At 48.3% G+C, this 19,016-nt stretch carries 20 protein-coding genes; 8 read left to right on the top strand and 12 right to left on the bottom strand.

Annotated elements, in window-relative coordinates; genetic code table 11:
- Nucleotides 1–16: 16 nt before the first annotated feature.
- The 6 genes from prmA to QN395_RS08800 form a co-directional block, all read right to left on the bottom strand.
- Complete coding sequence (prmA, locus tag QN395_RS08825) at nt 17–928, bottom strand: 50S ribosomal protein L11 methyltransferase (RefSeq protein ID WP_322121343.1); 912 nt, start codon at nt 926–928, stop codon at nt 17–19.
- Nucleotides 929–952: 24 nt separating this feature from the next.
- The gene (accC, locus tag QN395_RS08820) at nt 953–2,320 is read right to left on the bottom strand and encodes an acetyl-CoA carboxylase biotin carboxylase subunit (RefSeq protein WP_322121344.1); all 1,368 of its coding nucleotides are present in this window, start codon (nt 2,318–2,320) and stop codon (nt 953–955) included.
- 188 nt (nt 2,321–2,508) lie between these two features.
- Complete coding sequence (accB, locus tag QN395_RS08815; protein ID WP_322121345.1) at nt 2,509–2,967, bottom strand: acetyl-CoA carboxylase biotin carboxyl carrier protein; 459 nt, start codon at nt 2,965–2,967, stop codon at nt 2,509–2,511.
- 167 nt (nt 2,968–3,134) lie between these two features.
- On the bottom strand, nt 3,135–3,572 hold the full coding sequence (gene aroQ / locus QN395_RS08810; protein WP_322121346.1) for a type II 3-dehydroquinate dehydratase: 438 nt from the start codon (nt 3,570–3,572) through the stop codon (nt 3,135–3,137).
- Between the two features lie 66 nt (nt 3,573–3,638).
- Nucleotides 3,639–4,178 carry a TlpA disulfide reductase family protein gene (locus QN395_RS08805; RefSeq protein ID WP_322121347.1) on the bottom strand — a complete coding sequence of 180 codons (540 nt, stop codon included), beginning with the start codon at nt 4,176–4,178 and terminating at the stop codon, nt 3,639–3,641.
- A complete protein-coding gene (locus QN395_RS08800) occupies nt 4,175–4,780 on the bottom strand; it encodes a hypothetical protein (RefSeq protein ID WP_416352048.1) in 606 nt (201 codons plus the stop codon). The genes QN395_RS08805 and QN395_RS08800 overlap by 4 nt, the downstream gene beginning before the upstream one ends.
- 236 nt (nt 4,781–5,016) lie before the next feature.
- Here QN395_RS08800 and mpl point away from each other — a divergent pair, with 236 nt between their 5' ends.
- The 8 genes from mpl to QN395_RS08760 all read left to right on the top strand — a co-directional run bounded on the left by mpl (nt 5,017) and on the right by QN395_RS08760 (nt 12,891).
- Nucleotides 5,017–6,426, top strand: coding sequence for a UDP-N-acetylmuramate:L-alanyl-gamma-D-glutamyl-meso-diaminopimelate ligase (mpl, locus tag QN395_RS08795; protein WP_322121349.1), 1,410 nt, complete (start codon nt 5,017–5,019; stop codon nt 6,424–6,426).
- Nucleotides 6,423–6,995 (top strand): YqiA/YcfP family alpha/beta fold hydrolase, encoded by a 573-nt coding sequence (locus QN395_RS08790; protein WP_322121350.1) that lies wholly within the window; start codon nt 6,423–6,425, stop codon nt 6,993–6,995. The genes mpl and QN395_RS08790 overlap by 4 nt, the downstream gene beginning before the upstream one ends.
- A 12-nt stretch (nt 6,996–7,007) precedes the next feature.
- Entirely contained in the window at nt 7,008–7,646 is a 639-nt protein-coding gene (locus QN395_RS08785) for a chorismate--pyruvate lyase family protein (protein ID WP_323492030.1), read from the top strand.
- Nucleotides 7,647–7,748: 102 nt separating this feature from the next.
- Nucleotides 7,749–9,875 (top strand): ribonuclease catalytic domain-containing protein, encoded by a 2,127-nt coding sequence (locus QN395_RS08780; RefSeq protein ID WP_322121352.1) that lies wholly within the window; start codon nt 7,749–7,751, stop codon nt 9,873–9,875.
- Nucleotides 9,876–9,954: 79 nt separating this feature from the next.
- The gene (locus QN395_RS08775; RefSeq protein ID WP_416200139.1) at nt 9,955–10,848 is read left to right on the top strand and encodes a TonB family protein; all 894 of its coding nucleotides are present in this window, start codon (nt 9,955–9,957) and stop codon (nt 10,846–10,848) included.
- Entirely contained in the window at nt 10,845–11,747 is a 903-nt protein-coding gene (gene aroE, locus QN395_RS08770; protein WP_323492029.1) for a shikimate dehydrogenase, read from the top strand. The genes QN395_RS08775 and aroE overlap by 4 nt, the downstream gene beginning before the upstream one ends.
- Nucleotides 11,744–12,430, top strand: a complete 687-nt coding sequence (gene mtgA, locus QN395_RS08765) for a monofunctional biosynthetic peptidoglycan transglycosylase (protein WP_322121354.1) — start codon at nt 11,744–11,746, stop codon at nt 12,428–12,430. The genes aroE and mtgA overlap by 4 nt, the downstream gene beginning before the upstream one ends.
- The gene (locus QN395_RS08760; protein ID WP_323492028.1) at nt 12,427–12,891 is read left to right on the top strand and encodes a hypothetical protein; all 465 of its coding nucleotides are present in this window, start codon (nt 12,427–12,429) and stop codon (nt 12,889–12,891) included. Before mtgA ends, QN395_RS08760 begins: the two co-directional genes overlap by 4 nt.
- Nucleotides 12,892–13,295: 404 nt before the next feature.
- Here the strand turns inward: QN395_RS08760 and QN395_RS08755 are convergent, their stop codons facing one another.
- From QN395_RS08755 to QN395_RS08730, 6 genes are all read right to left on the bottom strand, one after another.
- The gene (locus tag QN395_RS08755; protein ID WP_323492027.1) at nt 13,296–13,751 is read right to left on the bottom strand and encodes a hypothetical protein; all 456 of its coding nucleotides are present in this window, start codon (nt 13,749–13,751) and stop codon (nt 13,296–13,298) included.
- 55 nt (nt 13,752–13,806) lie between these two features.
- Entirely contained in the window at nt 13,807–15,093 is a 1,287-nt protein-coding gene (locus tag QN395_RS08750) for a hypothetical protein (RefSeq protein ID WP_323492026.1), read from the bottom strand.
- A 55-nt stretch (nt 15,094–15,148) separates the two neighbouring features.
- Nucleotides 15,149–15,442, bottom strand: coding sequence for a type II toxin-antitoxin system RelE/ParE family toxin (locus QN395_RS08745; RefSeq protein ID WP_322121359.1), 294 nt, complete (start codon nt 15,440–15,442; stop codon nt 15,149–15,151).
- Entirely contained in the window at nt 15,442–15,732 is a 291-nt protein-coding gene (locus QN395_RS08740) for a type II toxin-antitoxin system ParD family antitoxin (RefSeq protein ID WP_322121360.1), read from the bottom strand. Before QN395_RS08740 ends, QN395_RS08745 begins: the two co-directional genes overlap by 1 nt.
- Nucleotides 15,733–16,159: 427 nt before the next feature.
- Nucleotides 16,160–18,067 carry an EAL domain-containing protein gene (locus QN395_RS08735; protein ID WP_322121361.1) on the bottom strand — a complete coding sequence of 636 codons (1,908 nt, stop codon included), beginning with the start codon at nt 18,065–18,067 and terminating at the stop codon, nt 16,160–16,162.
- A gap of 10 nt (nt 18,068–18,077) precedes the next feature.
- Complete coding sequence (locus tag QN395_RS08730) at nt 18,078–18,758, bottom strand: transglutaminase-like cysteine peptidase (RefSeq protein WP_323492025.1); 681 nt, start codon at nt 18,756–18,758, stop codon at nt 18,078–18,080.
- Nucleotides 18,759–19,016 lie beyond the last annotated feature (258 nt).

Raw genomic sequence — 19,016 nt, 5'->3', positions numbered from 1 at the left:
AATTACTTTGTGGGGCTTAGCTAGGTTTTTTTCCGGAGAGCGCTACCCAGCCCTCATGTTCTGCCCAGACTGTGAGTGCAATAAACGGCGCATAAGCTGCGGCAACTTCTTCTGCCTGACGGGCTAAAACACCGGATAAAATCAAAGAGCCACCAGCCGCAACTCGACCAGATAACATCGGTGCCATCACCTTTAATGGGCTGGATAAAATGTTCGCGACTACGACATCAAATTGCGTTCCAACTGGATGGGATGAGGAGAATTGCTCAGGCAGTGTGTAAGTAATATCGCAATGATTGCGTTCAGCATTAAAGTTGGCTGACTCGATCGCTTGAGGGTCAATATCCACGCCGACAACGGCTTGCGCACCCAGCTTTTTTGCCACCATCGCTAAAATGCCAGAACCGCAACCGTAATCCAATACAGATAACTCTTTTGGCGCGTGCGCCTCTAGCCACTCCATGCAGAGGCGAGTAGTCGGGTGACTACCGGTGCCAAACGCCAGACCGGGATCCAGCTCCAGTACCAAAGCCGCAGGGTCGGGAATCTCGTGCCAGCTCGGTACTACCCAAATATTTTTGCCGATGTGGATAGGCTCAAACTGCGATTGGGTCAATCTCACCCAATCCTGATCTTCCACATGGCGAGTCGTGTAGGCTGGAATTGTTGTCAATGCAATCGCTGCTGACGCTTCTGCCAAAATTGCGGCAGCATCGGCGTCGGCAGCAATTAACGCCACCACCCGACTACGATCCCAAGCCGCTTCTTCCGGCTCCATACCTGGCTCACCGAATAACGGTTTCTCCGCATCGGTACCTTCATCCGCATCTTCTACCGACACCGATAAAGCACCCGCTTCCATCAAGGCGTCTGACAGGTTTTCAGCGTGTTCACGCGCTACTTCGATGAGAATTTCTATCCAGGCCATGTTTGAATCTTTCTGCTTACTAATTTACTTCGCTTTTTTGGACAGATCCGGCATTTCTGCCAGCTTATGTTCCAGATAATGGATGTTGGTGCCGCCTTCAATAAAGCGGGCATCTACCATCAATTCACGATGCAAGGGGATATTGGTTTGTATGCCTTCTACTACCATTTCGGATAAGGCGATTTGCATGCGGCGGATGGCTTGCTCACGCGTTGTGCCGTAAGCAATCACTTTGCCGATCATGGAATCATAATTTGGCGGTACAAAGTAGCCCGCGTATGCATGTGAATCTACCCGAATCCCAGGGCCGCCCGGTGTATGCCATGACGTGATGCGACCTGGTGACGGGACAAACTTAAACGGATCTTCTGCATTGATACGACACTCAACTGCATGGCCTTTGAACTCGATGTCGGCCTGGCGGAAACGCAATTTTTCGCCGAAAGCGATATGAATCTGCTCTTGTACGATATCGACACCAGTGATCATTTCTGTCACAGGGTGTTCTACTTGCACGCGAGTATTCATTTCGATGAAATAGAACTCACCGTTTTCATACAAAAACTCAAACGTACCAGCGCCACGATAGCCAATTTTGCGGCATGCAGCGGCGCAACGTTCGCCAATTTTTTCTATAGTCTTGCGAGGAATACCCGGTGCCGGTGCTTCTTCAATTACTTTTTGGTGGCGACGTTGCATGGAGCAATCGCGCTCGCCTAACCAGATCGCATTGCCGTGCTGATCGGCCAGAATCTGGATTTCCACATGGCGTGGATTTTCCAGAAATTTTTCCATATACACTTCAGGATTGCCGAAAGCCGCACCTGCTTCTGCTTTGGTCATTGTCACTGCATTGAGCAAAGCAGCTTCGGTGTGTACCACGCGCATACCGCGCCCACCGCCGCCGCCAGCAGCTTTGATGATGACCGGATAGCCGACTTTACGCGCTGTTTGTACGATTACCTTAGGATCATCCGGTAAAGCGCCTTCAGAGCCTGGCACACAAGGCACGCCAGTTTTGATCATGGCTTGCTTGGCAGAGACTTTATCACCCATCAGGCGAATGGATTCCGCACGCGGTCCAATAAAGACAAAGCCGGATTGCTCAACCCGCTCAGCGAAATCTGCATTTTCAGATAAGAAGCCGTAGCCAGGGTGAATCGCTTGCGCATCGGTCACTTCTGCTGCACTGATGATCGCTGGCATGCTGAGATAGCTCAGATTGGATGGCGCTGGCCCGATGCAGACGGACTCATCGGCTAGCTTGACGTATTTGGCTTCACGGTCGGCTTCGGAATGAACGACGACGGTTTTGATACCCATTTCGCGGCAGGCGCGCTGGATACGTAGCGCGATTTCACCCCGGTTGGCAATTAGAATTTTTTCAAACATGATATGAATTTTACGGTGGCAGTGCTTGCAGCGTTGCAGGCAGTATTTTTATAAAGCACTGATTTCTTTAATGAGATCATATAAAAAAACTGGGTTTAGCTGTGGCTTTAGCTGTGAGACTTTAGCTGTAAATTTAGCCAGGAGTAATCGTAGTGTTCGCCGAGAGTGATCTTGCGGCGATCTTACAACTATCCTACGATAAACAAGGGCTGACCGTATTCAACAGGTTGGCCGTTTTCCACCAAAATCTGTTTGATCGTGCCAGTAAAATCGCTTTCGATTTCATTCAACAGTTTCATTGCTTCGATGATGCAAAGAGTTTCGCCTTCTTTAACGCTTTTTCCGATTTCTACAAACGCGGCATTACCAGGCGCAGAGGAGCGGTAAAAAGTACCAACCATAGGGGATTTGACTACATGACCATCGGGAACTACCGGTGCTGCCGGTGCGCTTGCTGCTACTGGCGCTGCTGCCATTTGTTGAGGCATTTGCTGCATATGTTGCGGCTGCATCATCACAACTTGATTTTGCGGCATTGCAGAAGATTTAACGATGCGGACTTTACCTTCGCCTTCAGTGACTTCGAGTTCTGCAATATCTGACTCGGCGACGAGATCGATCAAGGTCTTGAGTTTTCTTAAATCCATGTGAAATCCCCTAGTGAAGATGTTTCTGAGCGAGCAAAATGGCTCAGAAAACGTGATTAGAACAAGCGCATCAGCGCAATAACTAGCTCAGAAAACAAGCATTGAATGGACATAATTATATGTCATATCAAAGATAATATGGGTAAATTGCGTGAAGATGCAAGAATTTAAAGATTTTTTAGGCTAAAGTCAATCGCTAATCGATAGCCTTCAGTGCCAAGTCCGAGGATCACGCCTGTGGCGACGTCGGACAGATAGGAATGGTGCCGGAAGTTTTCTCTTTGGTGCACATTGGAAATATGCACCTCAATAAACGGAATTGCCACACCAACCAAAGCATCGCGCAAAGCGACGCTGGTATGTGTGAGTGCGCCGGGATTAATAATGATCGCGTTAACTTGCTCTAATCTTGCTGCATGAATGCGGTCAATTAAAGCGCCTTCATGATTACTTTGAAAACTTTGCAGTTCCGCCCCAGCTTCCGCGGCTTGCAATTTTGCTGCACTTTCTACGTCTGCCAAGGTAACTGAACCATAAATATGCGGCTCACGAGTCCCGAGCAAATTTAAATTCGGACCATTCAGCAGCAGCAGTTTGCTTGCCATATTATCAATTCTTTTTCACGAAGATAACACATTTTGCCGCTATTTACTTGGTATTGGCAAGGAAAACTATTTTGCTACGTTAGATAGTTTTGCAATATCAGCGCGCAATTCCTCCATTTTTAAGCGTCCCAGATACTGTTTTGCAATACTGCCATCCGCCGCAATCAGCACTGTAAATGGCAATCCACCGCCTTGATTGCCTAGCTGGCGCGATAATTCTGTGCCTTCCATCCCAGCCGAAAATACTGGATAAGTAATCTGATATTTTTTGGCAAACTCAGCAATATTGGTCGGACTATCGATGCCTAAGCCTAGTAATTGAACATTTTTTCCAGATAGCTCCTTTTGTAGCGCAGATAACTCAGGCATTTCTTGTACGCAAGGACCGCACCAGGTCGCCCAGAAATTAACGACTAAAAACTTACCCTGCCATTGCGCCAGTTTCTGAGCCTGGCCTTTGCTGTCAGATAGTGTGAGCCCCATCAATTGCGCCACACTGGTATTTTTAGGTGCTACGGGCGCCAATTGCTTATTGGCGGCGACGACGCCTACAGTTGCTGAGGCAATCGCGATCAGTACTGCTGCGATAAGAAAACGTTTATTCATTCCTGACTTTCTGTGATCAATGCTTTAACTGCGGCGATAGAGGCGCGCTCATTGCGTCCGCCATGTTTGATGTCGTCCTGGTTGTATAAAGCCAGATGAACACCTTCCTGTTTGTACATGAAGCTGAGTGTTTCAACTTGTTCACTACGTTTATGGGCACGATTCCCCGTACTATTTTCGGATACTTCAAAGCGGATATCTTTGTTCAGCAAAAAAATCGTGACATCCTTGCTATTGTCGGTAAATAAATGCAAATGAATATCAGAATGCTCGCCGGCGGTGCCATTTAGCGCGGCACCGACCAGGTAGGGATTAAACTTCTCCAGTTCTTGCATGACCTCAACAGCAATTTTTCGTAATTCCAGCAAACGTTGCGGCTGTGTGTCACCAAAGAAAATCGCATTGTATTCACGGACTTCCTGCTCAATTTCTTGATTATCTGGCATCACATCGCCACGAATTTTTTGGTTGCCCAGCAACTGTTTGGCAGCACGCCGCTTGGCAGATCCATAGTCTGCACCATCCTCAGCGATCATACGGGCTGCCAGCGCAGCGATTTCAGCGCGCAGGGAGTCGGGTTCGTTTAGGCTGCTCATCATCATAGGGGCATCATAAACCAAAATACTTTGTGATGTTTCCAGTCGTACGGAATCTCTTGACGGATGTCTTGAGGCGGTCGTCTGTCAGGTAGAATTGCGGGATTCTAAAATTTGCAGGATTTGTGCCAAATCGTTTTAGTCTGTTTGATCGTTTTGATCACACGGAATTATTCTCACGGTCTCGCTAATTCCTGTATTGCACTTATTCGCTTAGGCGCTTCAATAGCGCGATAAAAACCATGCATATTCATATATTAGGTATCTGCGGCACATTTATGGGCGGTCTGGCGGTCTTGGCGAAGGAGGCCGGACATAAAGTTACTGGCTGCGACGCCAATGTCTATCCGCCGATGAGCACCCAGTTGCAAGAGCAAGGCATCGAATTGACGGAAGGTTTTGCTGCGGATCAAATCGCGCTGGAGCCGGATTTGTTTGTGATTGGTAACGTGGTCACACGCGGCAATCCGCTGATGGAAGAAATATTAAACCGCGGTTTGCCCTACATCTCTGGTCCGCAATGGATGGGCGAGCATATCTTGCGCGACAAGTGGGTACTGGCGGTAGCGGGTACACATGGCAAGACCACAACGTCGGCGATGCTGGCCTGGATACTGGAGTCTGCTGGCTATGCGCCAGGCTTTTTAATCGGGGGAGTGCCGCTCAATTTTGGTATTTCTGCCCGACTCTCCGGTTCGCAAGCCTCGGATTTTTTTGTGATTGAGGCGGATGAGTACGACACAGCGTTTTTTGATAAGCGCAGTAAATTTGTCCATTACCATGCGAAGACCGCGATTTTAAATAACCTCGAATACGACCACGCAGATATTTTTCCTGACGTGGCGGCGATCGAAACCCAGTTCCATCATTTAGTGCGCACCGTGCCCGGTGTCGGGCGCTTGATTGTGAACGGGCAGGAAGCCACTTTACAAAACGTGCTGCAACGCGGTTGCTGGAGTGAGAAAGAATTCTTTGCGACCGACGCGTCGGCAGACCAGCAAGGCTGGTTCTTGTCGCTGCAAGAAGGTGAAGATTTTGAGGTGTTTTTCAATGGTCAATCCCAAGGTGTGGTGCAGTGGCAGCTTAACGGTGCTCACAATCGTCTGAATGCTTTAGCCGCGATTGCTGCTGCACGCCATGTCGGCGTCACTCCTGCGATTGCGATTGAGGCGCTGGCGCAGTTTGTCAACGTCAAGCGCCGTATGGAAGTGCGTGGGGTTGAGGGTGGAGTTACTGTCGTTGATGATTTTGCACACCATCCTACGGCAATCACGACAACGGTTGCGGGTTTGCGTCGCAAGGTCGGCGCCGGGCGTATTTTGGCCGTACTGGAGCCGCGCTCCAACACCATGAAGTTGGGTAGTATGAAGCAAGCCTTACCCGGTAGTCTGGAGCAGGCTGATTTGGTGTTTGCCTACGCAGCTCCAACTACTTTTGCAGGAGGTAAGCCGGTGATAGGGTGGGATCTGGCAGAAACCTTGAGCCCGCTGGGCGCCAAAGCATCTGCCTTCAATGATCTGGATAAGTTGGTTAGTGCTATCGTCCAGCAAGCGCAAACGGGTGATCACATTCTGGTGATGAGCAACGGCGGTTTTGGTGGAATTCATCAAAAATTGCTGGATGCGCTGGCAAGCAAAACGGTCACCGTATGATTTTATATCTGCATGGCTTTCGCTCCTCTCCGCAATCATTTAAAGCGCGAAAAATGGCGGAATACATGCACAGCCTGGGGCGTGCAGACGAATATGTTTGTCCTCAATTGTCGGCATCGCCTTTGCTGGCGATTCAGCAGGCAGAGCAACTGATGTCAGCTTATGCTCCAGAAGATATCACCGTGATTGGCTCGTCGCTTGGTGGTTTTTACGCGACCTGGCTGGCAGAAAAATATGGCTGCAAGGCGATCTTGCTCAACCCAGCCGTCAAGCCGCCACGTGATCTGGAAAAGTATGTGGGTGTCACGACCGCTTATCACAGCGACGAGGTGTTTGAGTTTAAAGCGGAATACGTGCCGCAATTGCGCGCATACGAAGTGGCGGCAATCACACAAGCCGAGCGTTATTTTTTGCTGGCTGCGACCGGTGACGAAGTGTTGGATTGGCGCGAAATGACAGCGCATTATCCGGCTGCCAAACAAATTGTGATCGAAGGAAGTGATCATGGCATGGCGGATTTTGTCGATTATCTGGATCAGGTTTTATTGTTTTGTGACGCGGGAATCTGATCTTGGTTTACTGTGTTTGCGATCAACGATATGAGTGACGGCGGCGTGAGTAGTGCTACTTTGAACGCTACCATTTTACGTAGTCATTCGCCTGCTTTTGCCCATTGGCTATCGCATGTTAATGGTGTTCAGGCTTCCGCAAAAATGGTTGATTGGCTAACCAATCGCTCCTCGCTGACGGCCAAGCTAGTAGCCTGTTCAGAGCAATTTAGAGTACAGCGTTTGCATCAGCGTCGGGCAATTTATCTGACAGATGAGGCGATGCAGATTGGTTTGCCGCGCCGCGCCAAAGTATATGAGCGGGAAGTGTTGTTGCGCTGCGATGGCGAGGCGGTGGTGTACGCACACACTGTGCTACCGTTGACCGCAACTGCCAGTCAGTGGCCATTATTTAGTTCGCTTGGTGAGCGCTCTTTGGGCTCAACTTTGTTTAATGATCCTTTGGTGCAGCGTGGTGATTTGACGTATGCGCGTTTGCGGAAAGCACATCCGCTGATGCGCAGAATCGCTGCCGTAGATGGATTAGATTTGGAGCAATCTGCCAGTCTCAGCCTGTTAGCGCGTCGCTCGGTATTCCGGCGCAAAGGTGGTTGTTTGTTGGTGACGGAGGTATTTTTACCTGCGATTGCTAATTTAAAGAATAGATACTAGTAGGGTGTATTTTTAATCGTCCAGAGAATCATTGGACGTTAAGTAGTATTTTTTCAGATACTCCCATAAAAATGATTATTTTGTAGAGAAAAGAAGTATTGCATGAATTTATTTTTTGAAGAATCCGGTGATTTTAAAGCGGGTAGTGTGATGTCCCAAACCGGCGAGGCATATCAGGTAGAACTCGCCAGCGGCAAGCGCAGCAAAGTGCGCGTTAAAGATGTGCTACTGCAATTTGCTTCACCCGATGCCAGCAGCTTGTTCACACAGGCAAAAACCTTGGCGGCAGAAATTGATCTGGAATTTTTATGGGAAGTCGCAGGCGAGGAGGAGTTTGGGTTTGCCGAACTTGGTGCCGAATATTTTGGGCATGCACCCAAACCGGAAGAAGCCGCAGGTCTGATCTTGGCCTTGCATGGTGCACCGGTTTATTTCTACAAAAAAGGTCGCGGTCGTTATAAGGCGGCGCCAGAGGCGTCGTTAAAAGCCGCATTGGCTGGGATAGAGAAGAAAAAGCAGCAAGCGATTATCCAGGCAGGCTATGTAGAAGAGTTAAAGCAGCATCGCTTGCCAGATGCGTTCAAATCACTGGCCTTGCAACTGCTGTTTAAGCCAGAAAAAAATGGCATCGAATATAAAGCCTTTGCCGAAGCCTGCGATGCACTGCAAATGTCGCCACAACGCTTGATGCTGGCTTGCGGTGGCGTGAAGAGCGCTAAAGATTTGCATTTCTCCAAGTTTTTGTTTGAGAACTTCCCGAAAGGTATTAGCTTCCCGCAAGCGCCTATTCCTGCCTTGCCGGTGGATTTGCCCATAGCGGATGTGCAAGCGTTTTCGATTGATGACGTGACCACGACAGAAATTGACGATGCATTTTCCGTCGTCATGCTGGCTAATGATCAAATACGTATCGGTATCCACATAGCGGCACCAGCGCTGGGCATACAACGCAATGATGCACTCGACATGATTGCGCGCTCGCGTATGTCGACCGTGTACATGCCTGGCGATAAGATCACCATGTTGCCAGATGCCTTGGTAGAGACTTATACCTTGGGCGAGGGGCAGACTCGTCCGGCGCTGTCCTTATATGTGACGCTCAATACCAGCGACTGGAGTGTGATCTCGACGGAAACCAAGTTGGAAGCCATTCCGATGGCATCCAATTTGCGCCACAATGATCTGGACGCCTTAGTCACCGAAGAGAATCTCGCCAATGATGCTGGTGACTATCCGCATAAAGCCGAGATCGCGCAGATCTGGCAATGGGCGCAAGTATTGGAAAAAGGTCGCATGGCGAAGCGCGAAGGTTTTGGTTTAAAGCCAGAACAAACCAATCGCGTCGATTTCAATTTTTATGTAGAAGATGATGTCGTATCCATCGTCCGCCGCAAGCGTGGCGCGCCTTTGGATAAGATGGTTGCCGAGCTGATGATTTTTGCCAATAGTACCTGGGGTAAATTCATGGCAGATCATGGTATCCCCGGTATTTACCGAGCGCAGGGTGGTGGCTCCGGTGGTTGGGCGGCCAAGATGCAAGTGCGCATGGTCACGCATGCTGCGCCGCATCAGGGCTTGGGCGTGGATCAATATGCCTGGAGCACTTCACCACTGCGTCGCTATACCGATTTGGTCAATCAATGGCAGATCATTGCCTGCGTCCAGCATGGTGTTACTGCGCCGCTGGTTGCGCCGTTCAAGCCAAAAGACGCCGACCTGTTTGCGATTGTGTCCGGTTTTGATGCCGCCTATGCCGCCTATGCCGATTTCCAAAATAATATGGAAAGATATTGGTGCTTGCGTTGGTTAGGGCAAGAGAACGCACGTCAGGTTGAGGCAGTCGTCTTGAAGGATGAAGTGCTGCGTCTGGTCGATATTCCATTGATTATCCGCTTGCCGGGTATGCCGCAAATGGCGCGTGGTGCACAAGTCAAACTGGATATTCTGCGTTGGGATGAAGTTGATCTCAGCGTCGAGGCGCGGGTTCTGGAAATGCTTTCCAGCGTCACCGATGAAGGTTTGGGTGAGATGGATGAGAGCGATGACGATACTGCCGCTGCGGTTGATACTGAGGTTGATACTGAAACTCAGACTGCACCAGAAAACGAATCACTGGATCAGTCTGGCAGCATCGATAACAACGCTGATACCTCAGAAGATCAGAAACTTGAAGCCGATACGGTAACGGCCGATGTAAAATCAGATCCAGATCTGGTGGCAGATAATTAATAAAAAATTAGTCAGAACCTGGAAGCTCATAGTTCTGACTAACGTAAAACAAAGCTCTTTCAAAACGACGATATTATTTGTGAAATCCATCTTAGACAATCTGATTCTCTCCATCGCTATCATGGTCTCGTTGGTATTGCATGGGACGATATTGCTACTGCATTTTGTCGCGCCACATCCGGCAGAAGTCGTGGCCGCTGACCCTGGTTTAGAAGTCATCTTGGTCAACGCCAAACACGATAAAAAGCCACTCAAAGCAGAAGCATTGGCGCAAGCCGATCTGGATGGTGGCGGCGCCAACGACAGCGGACGTGCTAAATCACCTTTGCCTGATATGCGTAAAACTGAAAACGGCGACAGCATCATGGTCGCCAAGCGCAAAGTAGAGGAATTAGAAGAGCAGCAAAAAAAATTGATGGATCAAGTCAATTTAAAAACCCGCGTCAACACACCGCCCCCAACCGACAACAAGCCAAACGACGCTAAACCGACCAGCAATGGACAAGATCATGTCGACAGCACGCAGGCGCTGGCACGCATGGCGGCTGAAATTTCGCAAAGTATAGAAGACCAGAATAAGCGCCCCCGTAAAACTTTTATTACACCCAGCACCCAGGCAGTTGGTTACGCGGTGTATTACAAGACTTTGCAAAAGCGAGTGGAAGATATTGGTACCTTGGATTTTCCGCAAAAAAACGGCAAAAAATTATATGGCGAGTTGATTGTGTACATTCCGATTTTTCAGGACGGCACTATTTATGAAAAAGATGGCGGTCCAAAAGTCGAGAAGTCATCAGGTAATCCCGCATTAGACGCCGCCGCTTTACGTATCGTCAGACGTGCAGCGCCGTTTGGTAAATTCCCACCCAATATGCGCTCGAATGATAAAGACGATTTGTGGATAGTGATCACCCGTTTTAAATTTACCCGTGACCAGCAGTTAGAAACCGAATTGCGCGGAGGTGGCAATTGATTGCTCCGTCAGAGCCCGATCGTTATGTGGTGATCGGCAATCCGATTGCGCATAGCAAATCGCCGTCTATTCATGCCAGCTTTGCGATGCAGACTGCGCAACATATCGACTATCAGCGTTTGCTGGCACCGCTAGATGGTTTTGCGGACTGTGTGCAGGCATTCCGTTCTGCGGGCGGTAAAGGTGCCAACGTCACCGTACCTTTTAAGCTGGAAGCATTTGCATTAGCCACCCAACTGACACCGCGCGCACTAGCCGCCGGTGCGGTAAATACGCTCAAGTTTGATGGTGAGGAGATCATCGGCGATAACACCGATGGACAAGGCCTGGTCACTGATATTGTGCAAAACGCAGGCATAGTATTAAAAGCAAAACGTATTTTGTTACTGGGCGCAGGCGGAGCAGCGCGCGGTGCAATTCTTCCCTTATTAGAACAACATCCGGCACAACTCATCATTGCTAATCGTAGCTTGGTACGCGCACGAGAGTTAGTCGCACTGGCACATCAGTACAATCCCGATGCGGCGAGCAATAGCAGAGTTAAGGCAGTGCCATTTGCTGACGCAGCGGGCATCTTTGATGTCGTCATCAACGCCACCTCAGCCAGTTTGCAGGACGATCTGCCGCCTGTTCCTGCCGGTGTATTTGCGTCCCATACCTTGGTCTACGACATGATGTATGGCGCGCAACCAACGACGTTTCTGCGCTATGCCGCTGGGCAAGGTGCGCAGACCAGAGATGGCTTGGGTATGCTGGTGGAACAAGCCGCCGCTGCGTTCCAGTTGTGGCGCGGCGTGCAACCAGAGACGCAGAAAATATTAGCTGATTTACGCATGGCTTTAGCTGTACCTGCACATGCAACTGCACCTGTATCGACAACAGCACCGGAGCCAACATGAAGCGCGTCCTTTTATGGCTGATCCTGTTGCCACTATTATTATTTGTGTTGTTGCAGGCGTATTTCTTATTGCAAATTTGCTGGTGGGTACATTTCAATCCCTCATCTACTAGTTTCATGCGACATCAATTAGATCTGCTACAAGAGAAAAATCCCGACGCCAAACTTCAACAGAAGTGGGTGCCGTACGCTAAGATTTCTAATAACCTAAAGCGTGCCGTGATTGCCTCAGAGGACGATACTTTTGTCGATCATGAAGGAGTCGATTGGGAAGCCTTGCAAAAGGCTTATGAGAAAAATCAGAAGAAGGGCAAGGTCGTTTCTGGTGGTTCCACCATCACCCAGCAATTGGCTAAAAATTTATTCTTGTCCGGCCAGCGCAGCTACCTGCGCAAAGGACAAGAATTAATTATTACCTACATGCTAGAACTCTGCATGGATAAAGAACGTATCTTAGAAATTTATTTAAACGTAGTGGAGTGGGGCGTCGGCGTGTTCGGTGCAGAGGCAGCATCCCAGCATTATTACGGTGTGACGGCGGCGGCACTCAGTCCAACCCAGGCGGCAAGGCTGGCCGTCATGTTACCCAAGCCTAGATACTTTGATAAAAATACTGGATCCGGCTACCTGCAAAGGCGTAGTGAACTGATCTTAAGACGAATGAATTCTGCTGAACTACCATGATCAATCAAAAACAATCTGGCTCCATGAGCTTATGGACTATTTCCTTCTTGATGATGTTATTAACTGCAGTAGGCTTGAGTGTTTTATACATGGCGCGTTATGGTGAATTGCCTTTTCCACAGGCTCGGGCCAGATGGAGTAAATCAGCGAATGTGATTTCAACTGAACTAAAAAATGCCAGTGGCATGCAATCGTCCGTTAGTTCGCAAGATACAAGCAGCACGCCAAATGCCAATATGCAGCAAGCTGTAACGATAGATGCTGGTGTGCGTCGTTGCACCGTTAACGGCAAGACGGTTTATTCCGATACTTTGTGTCTGGATAGTAACCCCACGACTAAAACGCTCAAGCTGCACGACAATAAGTCCGACGCACCGAAAGCCCCTGCATCAGCAGTAGACAGCAATGATCTGGCTGGACAAGATTTACGTGAAAAAGTTTTGAGTAAAATGCTGAAGTAAATTGCAGTAATACGTCGCCGAAGCTGAGCTGGAAAGCATGCCAGTTCAATTTAAAGAGATGAGTAAATAAGTCTATCAAATAGGTGTGGTGTGTTCATCTGAGCAGGTCGCTCTAGCGCGAAATGGCCCGCTACTGCCAGGAATGTTGTAGATTGTAAAACTACTATCTGGAGCAACCGCAGCATTGCGATTAAGTGCGCTAATCGTGCAAGAGGCACCAACCGATGGCTGGATCAGATTTTGCGCCTGAACAGGCAACAATTAAAGATTTAATTTTCGGACTTGATGTCTTCATTGATGGAACAAAATCTGATGTCTGTGCATGCACATTACAAGCTAGAAAACCGAGCAACGCGAAACTACAATTTTTAAACACAAGGCGGGCGATTTCCACGAGGCTTCCTTTATTTTCTTCTTTTAAATTTTTTTACTAAAACAGTAAAATCCTTATTTAAAGATTTTTGGTGAAATAACCCGCAAATTAAAAAAAATGTGGCTAAAAGTAAACCATTCAAAAATCCCCATGAATCATGCTCAGTTTCAAACATACTTGCCTTACTTGGATTGTTTTTTTCGTACCATAATTTTGTATTTATAGGATTCGTTTTTTTAAACTCTGCACATGCTTCGATGGTATCAAACCACTTGGTAGCAGTTAATTCATAACGACTAATATCATGGGGGCTAGCAGAATACTGATATGTCATAACAAGTATTGGTTTTGGCGCTCCTCCTCTGGAACCACGCGTAAAAGTTGTGCACTCAGAGGAAACTAGCTTACCTGCGCTGAGAACTGGCTGTATCAGTCTGCGCTGTGCTATCTCTCGATTGTTTTGAACAGTCGCCCAAATAAAAAACAAGCCATTGTCGAAGCAATGAAAAAAAAGGGAGACCAAGATAATTTTGGGGCTCGACTCATGGGATCAATATCCTGGCGGATGCTTTTCCGTTAACGAACACTGGTACTTGTAAACGAATCCCCGTTACCTTTTGATTGAATGCAACCAGATCGCCTTGCATATAAACATTGATGTAGGAATTGATATCAAAATTCGGATCGCTAGGAGTGCGATTCGAAATAACTTGACCACTATAACCAGCCTTAGTAACGCCGCTATTTGAATCGCTAATCAGCAGCGCCCCATCTTCACTGACAGTGGCTCTACCCATTGCGACAAACGTTGCGAGATCGTGATCCCATTGGTAGATTTCCCGCGTTTCACCTGGCTTCAAGTTAATACTATTGGGGATTTTGACCTGAATCGGCGGATCAAATCGAGTGCCGCTCGGTTGTATTGTCCAAGCAGGTGCCATGAATCCGCTGTATCCACTAGGAGGTACCATTGGCAACTTGTCTTGTTGAACAGGGCTGACCACCAATGGACCGACTTTGGAACCATCTGGAAACGTCACACTGTTGGCTTTAACCACCATCTCAAATCCCTCAAACCCCGGTATCTTGAGGGTGACATCCTGATCTCCACCCACAATTTTGGCTTGACTCATCAGCAGAGGTGGTAAGTAGATTGCATGCGGCAATACGTTATTTTGTCCGCGAACGGCCAATGCTTCAAAGTGCAGCGCAGGATATTGATTCGTTTTTATATCTGCTGTTCTTCCATCAATAAACAGGTCTAGTTTGCCGGGTGGTACCTGATCGTCGAAGTGGAAAAATCCGGTGGCGTCCGTTGTAACATCTAGACTGGTTCTACCAATCGAAACACGAACACCCGACAATGGCGTACCTGTATGGTTGAGGACTTTGCCACTGAACTGGGTAGGACCGTCTTGTTGTTGCAGTACTTGGATTTGATAGGTGGCGCCGCTTATATTGGTTTGCGTTAGCGGATTCATTGCTTGTGCCGTGACTAGCACCAAACCTGCTTGCGTACCCGTAACTGGACGCGCTGCCGCCATACCATTTTTGTCCGTGCTGAGTGTCAGTGTTTTATTCTTATTGCCATTTGCATCTATAAAAATGGCATCGCCCTCTTCTATCGTAAAAACTACGCTGGCGTTAGGCAGGCGGTTTTCTTCGCTGTCAGTCACTATCACTGATAACGCTTCCAGAATACTGGCATTGGTTTCACCGTACTGATTCACACCGGCATCAGCGCGAACAAACGCAGGAATACCTTTTTCTGCTGTGGCAGTAAAGACGACATCTTCAGCGATGGATCTAAAAACCGCTCGTGCTCTCATTAACTGCAAATAAAACCGTGCGTGAAACCAACCGTAAAATAGGGAGAAATATGATTCATGATGGATCAAAAACACGTGGTAAGTTCCGGCCGCCATAGGCAACGCGCTCGATTCGTACGACGTTCCCCATGATACGGAATAAGATTGCATAATTTCCCACTGTAGCCATGCGAGCGTCTTCGCCAATGTCCGGGCGTAGTTGGTAAATTAACGGTTCGCGCTGGATCTGATAAAACTTTCCGCGAATGTCGTGGATGAATGTTACCGCGCGCCTCGGATTGTCTTGCGCGATAAAATCAGCAATAACATCCAGATCTCCTTCGATGTAGCGTGATAGTTCTATTTGCATCAATTAGACGAATCCGCAGCGTTGGCGATTGCCTGGTACTTGCGCTCAAGTCGGTTCAATACCTCGTCAGCCGAGATGCCTGGTGTCTTGTCGCTTAAGGCTTCCTGCCAGACCCCGCGAAGCTCGGCAATGCCTTGCATGCGCAAACTGCGTTTGTGCGCCCAGTCTCGCAAGGCGTCACGAATCACTTCGCTGCTCGATGCGTATTCACCGGTCGCGACGGCGGTACGCACGATGTGCACCATTTCTGGCGGTAGGGCAATACTTATTTTCTCTGCGTTAGTCGTCATCGAAGCACCTTTTATGCAAGTGGTATGAATAATTCCTACCATAGTAGCGAATCTGAAGAAATTGGTAAAATTAAATAGATGATCCCGCCAAGGCTGTTTCACTAAAAGCCACATTGTTGGATATTGCAAACACCGCGCATTTAACCGAGATTCTCCAATAGACCGCTAGCACTTCGCAAAAAACGCAGACGGCATGCGGTGTTCAGAGTGATAGCACCACGTCGATTTGAGTGGGAGCGCTACAGCGACAATTGTACGTGCGGCGAACTGCCTGGCGTTGCTCCTTCTGGCAAGAGGCAGCTTGCGTCGTCGTTGCGTCTAGCAAGTCAGTCCGCGATAGGCACACTTGCAGCTGTTCCAATGGAAAATCTGGGTTTAATGGAAAATTTCGGTGTAACGTCCCATGCGGCGCTGCGCTCCTTTGCCACTATATCGCCACTACTCCAACTCCCGTCGCTCCGGCAATTCCTAAATTAGTCAGAGTCAGCATCTCTTCAGCAGAGCCAACACCTTCAGCGAATACCTGGATATCGATACGATTCAAGATATTTGCCATGCCTTTGATAAATGCCTGGTTACTGGCATTGGCGTGAATGTTGCGGATAAAGCTGGCATCAATTTTCAGGTAATCCAGTTTAATGTCGTGGATCAAATTCATACGGCTGAGTTGATGGCCGGCGTGTTTGAAGCCAATTTTGCAGCCATAAGGATGGACGATTTGTTCAAAAATTCTAAAGGCATCCAGATGGTTGAAGACGCCATTTTCTGGAATCTCCAGCCATAAGCGCTTGCATAGTTCTGTGTTGTTTTTCAACAGCGTTTGTACTGCTGCACGGAATGTCGTATCCCGGATTGATAATGCGGATAAATTGACGGCAACCCCCGCCAAACTTGGATTTTTTCTTAACTCGTTTAAGCCCAGATTCATCGCCGCGAGGTCTAACTGTGTGCTCAAACCCAAGCGTTCTGCAACGGGTAAAAAACGTCCCGCTGCAAACCAGATATCATCAAACATCAAGCGTAAAGCTGATTCCTGATGGACGATGTTTTGCTGGAAATCCACTACAGGAAATAGCGCGATCTTGACTTTCTCTTGCTGTAAGGCTTGCTGGATTAAGTTAGTCCATTCTTCTTTAGTTTTCGGTGCCTGCGTGATGTCTAAAGGCAGCGCACGATGGGTGCCGCTGATACCTGTGCTTTCTACGCTGGCGACGGCGCTGTCGATTTGGGATAAGAGTTTGCCAGAGCTGATGCCAAAATTAAACTCACCATAGCCGACGCAAATTGTGTAGGAGTTTTCGGCGACCGCGTTGACCGTATCTTGTATCCGTTTCAGTAGGGTCGTTGCCAGCGGCTCGGCATTACTTTCCCTGCACAGTATTGCAAAGTCCGAGCCGTTTAAGCGGGCGGCAAATCCTTCCTGTAATCCCGATAAGCTATCCGTCAATTGTCCACCGATTGTTCTTAACAAGGAATCTGTCTTCTCGCGTCCCAGTTGTTGATTGAGTTGTGAAAAATTCGCCAGTCGCATCAGTATCAGACTACCAGTTGCGGTATGTTCTTCTTCGATCATGACTTGCAGGCGCGCCATAAAATGCGAACGATTCGCTAGGCCTGTGATGGCGTCGGTATTGGCTTCGCGTTGCAATGCATCCAGTCGGGACGCTTCTTCTGCGAACATGGATTTGAGTAAATTGACGGAGGCATTCATCGCTATCGTGAGCTGGCGAAGTTCTGGCACATCGGATTCTGGCGTGGTGACAAAGCGTCTTTCAGATAATGCATTAGCTTGTTCAATCACGGTATCTAAAGGCCGCTTCAAGCGGCGCAAAATACGGGTGCCGAGGTAGCCAGAAATCAAACCGGCCAGCCCAATCGCTGCCAGCATTTTGCAGGAAGAATCCCATAGCGCTTGATAAGCAAAACCACTTTGCGTGACGATAGAAATGGTGCCGACTTGTTTCCAACCATTGCTGATTTGTGCCTGACCGGGGAATGAGCTGATCGGGAATAACCGGATAAACCAGTTCGGAACACTTGCTCGCTCGGGTTCTGCAACGCGTTCAACCAGCTTTTTTCCTTCTGGATTAATGATGCTGATATTTTCGTAATAGCCGCGATCAAATAAAGCTGTGACGATCAGTTCCAGCTCAACGGTATCGATGTTTTTTTGATTCAGTGATAAGGCTAAGACGCTGGCGTTATCGGCATTTTTCATGCGTAACTGTTCATTTAGATAGGCTCGTGAACTCAGCGTGGAGGCAAGCAAACTTCCTACCGATGCCAGCACGGTACTGAGGATAATGGCGAGCCAGAGTTGACGATACATGGACATAAATTTTCCTTTAAAAACCTTCTCGTTTGGCACGTTCTAACAGATCTTGCCAGCGCGATAGCCGACTAGTGCCGCTGGCACCAGGTTTGGTATTACCTGCAACGCCCGAGTAAATCCCTTGACTGTTAAAGCTGAAGATCGGGATTAAGTCCGGTCGGCGTGATGCTGGACGGATATCGTTGACCAGGCTGTCAAGTATCAATGGCTCGGCGCTACTTGATGGGTAGTAAGCGAGGATCATGTGCGCCTGTTGTGTGCTAGTGCCATCGGCATTGGTGATTTTTGCTTTGACGTAAATCAGGCGTAACTGATTTTCGGGTACGTTCATGTTCAGCAGGGTGAAGTACTTGGCGATGACGTAGTCTTCACAATCGCCTTTTTCTTTCGATAAAAGTTCCATTGGCGTCGCCCAATAATCCTCAACACCCCAGACTTCCTGATCCTCGGTATAAGTGATTTTTTGATTGAAAAAATCATTCACTTTTTCTAATTTGGCACTGGTCGCAAGCGCCATGTTTGTCTGAATCAGGTTGCGCCATTCCAGCAGCAGTTGCTGGTTGCCACCCATGTCGCGTAGCGTAGATTGCAGTCGCGGAAAATCAAGGGCACTCACCGTCAGCAACACACTGCAAGCGAGCAACAGCAATGCTAGTTTGCAGAGGGTATGTGGGAACGTGCTGCGTAGAGACAAATGGTTGGCCCCAGGGTTGAGAGACTTATATGAGGTTTTCTATATCAAGCACTGAAGAATTTTGTACAAAATGCGAAGGACCTATCTAGCGTCATTTAAATATACTCCCCATTATTTTTTCTAAAAATGCCTTATTGTCCAGTAAATATATGGACAACTAATAAATACATACTAGGAGTATATATTTAATCTATTGTGTAATGCAGATTGACGCGAGACTTAATTTTTTTGTCGACACAAAAGGGGATTCTCGGTTTA

This window comes from Undibacterium sp. RTI2.2 (assembly GCF_035018705.1).
In the GTDB taxonomy this organism is placed as follows: Bacteria; Pseudomonadota; Gammaproteobacteria; order Burkholderiales; family Burkholderiaceae_D; genus Undibacterium.
Note: the sequence above shows the minus strand (reverse complement) of the source record. Positions and strands in the feature narration are given on the sequence as shown.

Bases quoted from the DNA above. Each gene is read 5' to 3' on its own strand.
- QN395_RS08760 (WP_323492028.1), top strand. From the start codon at position 12,427: ATGATCAATCAAAAACAATCTGGCTCCATGAGCTTATGGACTATTTCC.
- aroQ (WP_322121346.1), bottom strand. From the start codon at position 3,572: ATGGCAAGCAAACTGCTGCTGCTGAATGGTCCGAATTTAAATTTGCTC.
- QN395_RS08780 (WP_322121352.1), top strand. From the start codon at position 7,749: ATGAATTTATTTTTTGAAGAATCCGGTGATTTTAAAGCGGGTAGTGTG.
- accC (WP_322121344.1), bottom strand. From the start codon at position 2,320: ATGTTTGAAAAAATTCTAATTGCCAACCGGGGTGAAATCGCGCTACGT.
- QN395_RS08735 (WP_322121361.1), bottom strand. From the start codon at position 18,067: ATGTCCATGTATCGTCAACTCTGGCTCGCCATTATCCTCAGTACCGTG.
- mpl (WP_322121349.1), top strand. From the start codon at position 5,017: ATGCATATTCATATATTAGGTATCTGCGGCACATTTATGGGCGGTCTG.
- QN395_RS08745 (WP_322121359.1), bottom strand. From the start codon at position 15,442: ATGCAAATAGAACTATCACGCTACATCGAAGGAGATCTGGATGTTATT.
- QN395_RS08805 (WP_322121347.1), bottom strand. From the start codon at position 4,178: ATGAATAAACGTTTTCTTATCGCAGCAGTACTGATCGCGATTGCCTCA.
- accB (WP_322121345.1), bottom strand. From the start codon at position 2,967: ATGGATTTAAGAAAACTCAAGACCTTGATCGATCTCGTCGCCGAGTCA.
- prmA (WP_322121343.1), bottom strand. From the start codon at position 928: ATGGCCTGGATAGAAATTCTCATCGAAGTAGCGCGTGAACACGCTGAA.
- QN395_RS08800 (WP_416352048.1), bottom strand. From the start codon at position 4,780: ATGATGATGAGCAGCCTAAACGAACCCGACTCCCTGCGCGCTGAAATC.
- mtgA (WP_322121354.1), top strand. From the start codon at position 11,744: ATGAAGCGCGTCCTTTTATGGCTGATCCTGTTGCCACTATTATTATTT.
- QN395_RS08750 (WP_323492026.1), bottom strand. From the start codon at position 15,093: ATGAGAGCACGAGCGGTTTTTAGATCCATCGCTGAAGATGTCGTCTTT.
- QN395_RS08740 (WP_322121360.1), bottom strand. From the start codon at position 15,732: ATGACGACTAACGCAGAGAAAATAAGTATTGCCCTACCGCCAGAAATG.
- QN395_RS08790 (WP_322121350.1), top strand. From the start codon at position 6,423: ATGATTTTATATCTGCATGGCTTTCGCTCCTCTCCGCAATCATTTAAA.